Origin of the sequence: Nostoc sp., assembly GCF_036917775.1 — a bacterium.
In the GTDB taxonomy this organism is placed as follows: domain Bacteria; phylum Cyanobacteriota; class Cyanobacteriia; order Cyanobacteriales; family Nostocaceae; genus Nostoc.
In genome coordinates, this window is the sequence record NZ_JBALEQ010000118.1 from 1 (window position 1) to 3501 (window position 3501).

The 3501-nt window shown below is 36.5% G+C and carries 3 protein-coding genes and 1 pseudogene; all 4 read left to right on the forward strand.

What is annotated here, in order from left to right; translation table 11 throughout:
• The first annotated feature begins 133 nt into the window (after positions 1–133).
• The 4 genes and pseudogenes from V7K69_RS24485 to V7K69_RS24500 all read left to right on the forward strand — a co-directional run bounded on the left by V7K69_RS24485 (position 134) and on the right by V7K69_RS24500 (position 3431).
• Entirely contained in the window at positions 134–550 is a 417-nt protein-coding gene (locus V7K69_RS24485) for a diacylglycerol kinase (RefSeq protein WP_094351846.1), read from the forward strand.
• Between the two features lie 120 nt (positions 551–670).
• Positions 671–1135, forward strand: a complete 465-nt coding sequence (locus tag V7K69_RS24490; RefSeq protein WP_094351847.1) for a phosphate-starvation-inducible PsiE family protein — start codon at positions 671–673, stop codon at positions 1133–1135.
• 505 nt (positions 1136–1640) lie between these two features.
• Positions 1641–2747, forward strand: a pseudogene (locus tag V7K69_RS24495) (tetraprenyl-beta-curcumene synthase family protein).
• A gap of 243 nt (positions 2748–2990) precedes the next feature.
• Positions 2991–3431, forward strand: a complete 441-nt coding sequence (locus tag V7K69_RS24500) for an FAD-dependent oxidoreductase (protein ID WP_335039141.1) — start codon at positions 2991–2993, stop codon at positions 3429–3431.
• The last annotated feature ends 70 nt before the right edge of the window (positions 3432–3501 follow it).

Genomic DNA, 3501 nt, shown 5'->3' on the forward strand with positions numbered 1-3501 from the left:
CTTGTTTCTCTTGGTTCATTGTCAGCGATCGCACAGGATTATTTCTCTTTACATTTTCCCATAAATGGTAAATCTTCCAAAACTGGATGCTCCCATGTCTGATTTCTAACACAAGAGTTTGAAGGTAAACTATATGTTTTCCCGTCACAAAGCTGCGAGCGATCGCAAAAAATATAAAAGAGACCATATATTGAGTTATCATCCCATCCAAAAGCTCAAGATTGTTCTGGCAGGTCTTTATGTCGCCGTGATCTCTGACTTTAGCGTTGCTTACAAAGTTGTTTTATCAGTTCCAGTTCTCGCCTTCTCATTTATCTTTCGGCAATGGGTCGATGTCACTCTGATTTTACTGGCAACGGGGATGATGCTGGTTGCCGAATTATTTAACAGTGCGATCGAAATCTTATGTGATTTTGTGGAGGAACGAGAGGATAACCGAATTGGCGTGATTAAGGATATTGCAGCGGCGGCGGCTGGCATCAGTATCTTTGTATGGGCTGTCACACTCATCCTTGAAGGAAGTCACCTCTGGCAATTGCTAAAAATTTGACTATCAATTTTGAAGCTTTAGATTTACAGGAGTTTTCCAGTGTTGTGCTGTTTTTAGAGTGTTCCAAAAAATGAATTATCCAAAACCTTAAGTTGGAAAGCCACATCAGAGAAGATTAGAATGCGTAAGTATAGGTTGAGGTGGTTTAAGCGCACTCGTATTGTTCACAATCTCGTTTTTTTTCAAGACTTGATTGTTCTATCTTTGTGCGTTGCCCTTTTTGGTGCAATGGTAGTTCAGTTGGGAGATATGTTTCTTGCCTTGATACGCGCTCACAATCCCCAACAGGTTACATCTGACACTTTAGTTTTATTGATTTTGGTGGAATTATTCCGGCTTTTAGTAATTTATTTTCAAGAGCATCAGATTTCTGTTGGAGTGGCAGTAGAGGTAGCAATTGTTTCGATCTTACGAGAAGTTATTGTTCGAGGTTTGGTCGAATTTACCACGGGTAAAATCATTGCGTTCGGTATCTTCTTACTAGCTTTAGGGATACTGCTGCTCGTCCTTGCCTGGTCTTCCCGCACTTCAGATGAAATTCGTAGTCATAAAAGTGTTGAGACAGACGAAGAAAATTTAGATTAGTGTGACTTGTACTAAAAAATTAAATTTTAGCTCATGATATGGTTCAAAACATAGTATTTACCTTGAGCTTAAATCTGCACGAAAATTTTGATCACCTACTAGGGTCAGTAAATCAAAAGTTTTCCCCAAAAGGTGATCGCGAATAATTAGTTATGTGAATTTAAGTGTTATGGTGTTTTCTAGTCTACTGAGGTACACCCAAATCTTATTTACCTTGACTATTTTAGGCTTTTTAAAGTTAGTGTAACTAGATATGTAAAATTTTGTATTTTGATTCAACCTTTCTGTTATTAAGTATGTCTAATTATGCATAGCATTTTAATCCAAGCTGTTTCAAAGGATAGGTGTATTTTAAGTGTTTAAAGTTTAATCTGAAAACAGCTAATGATTAACCTTTATAAAAATAATGATGCTCATATTTCAGGATCATAATCATAATAAAAATATCAAAGATTTTCTCCCAAAAGCTTTGTTATTGGAAGTTCCATCTAGTTCTGCGATGCTGATGCTGAGAATTTATTATGATGTGATTCCACGAGTTCATAAGCATTTAGAATTCTGGAAGGAAAAAGCTGAACGAATTCCTAACCCAGAATTACGTAAGCAGGCTTTACTAAGTATAAAAAATAAAAGTTTCCACTGTGAAGGTGGCTCTATCTATGGATTACTTGCAAAACAAGAAATTGAGCAAATAATCTGCTTTATTGTTGCTTATCAAACAATTAGCGATTATTTAGATAACCTATGTGATCGCAGTACTTCCTTAGATCCGAAAGATTTTCGTACTCTCCATCAAGCTTGTTTAGATGCTTTGACACCTGGTGCTAAATCCATTAATTACTACCAATTTAGTCAAGAACAAGACGATGGCGGCTATCTGATGGAATTAGTAAAAACTTGTCAAAATGTATTAATGCAGCTACCGTCATATCACGTAATTGCCCCTAGAGCTTGTCATGTAACAACCTTGCCTCTTTTGAGCTAGAAATGCCTTCTCAGTAAGCTTTCTAGATAATAAATTGTAAAAGTTGTTTCTTGACAGGCTCCTAGTTTATATCATCTGGCTGATTATTATTGTGATTTACAAGTTCATAAACACGTCCAAGTTAACGAGCGAGTTCCTCGCTTAGAAGCATGGTTTGAAAGACATCGTAACCAAATTCCTCAAATGAAGTGGTATGAATTTTCAGCTTCTACTGGCTCAACATTAGGAATTTTTTGCCTTGTGGCCTATGCAAGCGATCCAGATTGCTCACCAGAATTAGCTACAAAAGTTAAAACTAGCTACTTCCCTTGGGTTCAAGGACTTCATATCCTACTTGACTATTTTATCGACCAAGAAGAAGACCGCATAGGTGGAGATTTAAATTTTTGCGCTTATTATAACAACGAACAAGAAATAAGTGAACGGTTTGCTTATTTTTTTAAGCAGGCTGATCAAGCTGTTTCTTGTTTACCACACAAGCACTTTCATCGAATGATTAATCGAGCTTTATTAGGTGTTTATCTGGCTGATGAAAAAGTTAACGAACAGAAAAACATCAAAAAAACTGCAAAGAAAATTATCCGTTCATGTGGCGGTTCATCACTCTTTTTTCTGGGAATATTATGATTATGGCTCGGATTCGGTATCGAAAAATCTTAGGATAAGTAGTCTGATGTACTAAAGAATATAACTAACTAGATATTAGTTATAAAGAAGCAAGCATATCCATCATCTGAAAGTCCAATCTAAGTCTGTTATTTATTACTTGTCTAAAAAATAATAAAGCAATTCATGAGTTTGTAAAATTGTTGGCATCCTTTTAAACTATGTTCATTGAGAAAGACAAATTATAATAAGGATAATTTAATCATGTCTAAAATTGTAGTCCTTGGGGCAGGGCCAGCAGGGTGTTCCGCAGGTTATCACTTGGCTAAAAGCGGACATCAAGTTATGCTTATAGATAAAGACTGTTTTCCCAGAGATAAGACTTGTGGAGATGGAGTCAGCCTTGGATCGGTTCAAGCATTATCCACAATGGGGATATATCCACAGGACATTAAACGTTTAGCCTCTGAGTACGCTCAAATTGATGGCTTTCTCCTCGGAGTTTCAAACGATATTAGCCATCTGTGCCCCACTGAGCTTAAAGGTTATTGTATACCTAGATTTGTATTCGATAATCTTCTTTATGAAAAAGCAATCAATGCAGGGTGTGTAGCTCAAACGCAGAGAATTAGCGATATTGAACGCTATCACCAAGAACTTCATAATGATTTTGATTACATAATAGACATCTCCGAAAACAGTTAAAGCCCTTGTGTGGCTAGGCTGTAGCCCGTAAATGCAATCATCTTAAATTAGTTACTCTGTACGATAAAAC

Coding starts and splice junctions, on each gene's coding strand:
- V7K69_RS24490 (WP_094351847.1), top strand. CDS start 671: ATGCGTAAGTATAGGTTGAGGTGGTTTAAGCGCACTCGTATTGTTCAC.
- V7K69_RS24500 (WP_335039141.1), top strand. CDS start 2,991: ATGTCTAAAATTGTAGTCCTTGGGGCAGGGCCAGCAGGGTGTTCCGCA.
- V7K69_RS24485 (WP_094351846.1), top strand. CDS start 134: ATGTTTTCCCGTCACAAAGCTGCGAGCGATCGCAAAAAATATAAAAGA.